Source organism: Nocardioides sp. CPCC 206348 (assembly GCF_048654705.1).
GTDB lineage: Bacteria > Actinomycetota > Actinomycetes > Propionibacteriales > Nocardioidaceae > Nocardioides.
Genome location: NZ_JBMCZA010000234.1, coordinates 1743 through 3117 on the forward strand (window position 1 = coordinate 1743; position 1375 = coordinate 3117).

General features: G+C 66.1%; 1 protein-coding gene. It reads left to right on the forward strand.

Annotation, left to right across the window (positions count from 1 at the left end):
* Positions 1-311: 311 nt before the first annotated feature.
* Positions 312-1375: ammonium transporter (locus ACOADB_RS26770; RefSeq protein WP_378606296.1), on the forward strand; the 1064-nt coding region annotated here is incomplete at its 3' end.

Sequence of the window (1375 nt, forward strand, 5' to 3'; positions counted from 1 at the left end):
CCGCGCGACGTCGTACGTCCTCTTCACGGGGGCTGGCAGCGTCCGCAACCAGCGGATGTACAAGAAGGCGGGTTTCCGGCTGCGCCCGGACCTCGAGGCGCCCGCGGGGGCCGTCGTGCTCACCAAGCGGCGTGCGTGAGCCTGTGTTCACGGCAATGACACACGCCTGAGGAACCTGTAACAAACCGGAAACGCCAGCCGGGTCTCGGTGAAACGACTGCTCGTCAGGATCGGCCTCAGACGCGGCCCACCAACGAAGGTGGCCTCAGTGGGTCGCTTGCTGGCCCGTATCTCCCGAGGAGCTTGTTTCCATGACCCTTCCTGTTCTGTGGCTGCTGATCACAGCAGCCCTCGTCCTCTTCATGACGCCAGGCCTGGCGTTCTTCTATGGCGGGCTGGTGAAGTCCAAGAGCGTCATCTCGATGATGATGCTGAGCTTCGGCTCGATCGGGCTCGTTGCCGTGTTGTGGATCCTGTTCGGCTTCAACCAGGCGTTCGTCGACGGCACGGAGGCCGACTGGATCCCCGAGGTCCTGGGCAACCCGTTCTTCGACTTCGGCATGAACGACGCCGCGAAGGCCGCGTTCGAGGGCGGCGAGGGCTCCGGCCTCACGATGGCCTTCGTGATCTTCGGTGGGACCTTCGCGATCATCACGGTCGCGCTGATCTCCGGTGCGATCGCTGACCGCGCGCGCTTCTGGCCGTGGATGCTCTTCGTCGGCCTGTTCTCCGTGCTGGTCTACTTCCCGGTTGCTTCGTGGGTCTTCTCCTTCGTCACCAACGAGGACGGTTCGGCAACCTTCACCGGCTGGGTGGGTCAGCTCGGAACGCACCTGGGCTACGACACCAGCACGATCGACTTCGCGGGCGGCACGGCCGTCCACATCAACGCCGGTGCTGCTGCCCTGGCCCTCGCACTGGTCCTCGGCAAGCGCAAGGTCGGCTTCTCCAAGGAAGAGGCGCAGCCGCACAACGTGCCGCTCGTCCTCATCGGTGCCGCCATCCTGTGGTTCGGCTGGTTCGGCTTCAACGGCGGCGCGGCCACCTCGGACGGCCAGGCCGGCCTGATCTTCGTCAACACGCTGGTTGCCCCGGCTGCTGCGCTCGTCGGCTGGATCGTCGTGGAGCACTTCAAGGAGGGCAAGGCGACCGCTGTCGGCGCCGCCTCGGGCATCGTGGCCGGCCTGGTCGCGATCACCCCGTCCTGTGCCAACCTGACCCCGATGTGGGCGATCGTCCTCGGCCTCGTGGCCGGTGCGGTCTGCGCCCTCGCCATCGAGCTCAAGTACAAGATCGGCGTCGACGACACGCTGGACGTCGTGGGCATCCACCTCGTCGCCGGCCTCATCGGCACGCTCTACCTGGGCTTCTTCGC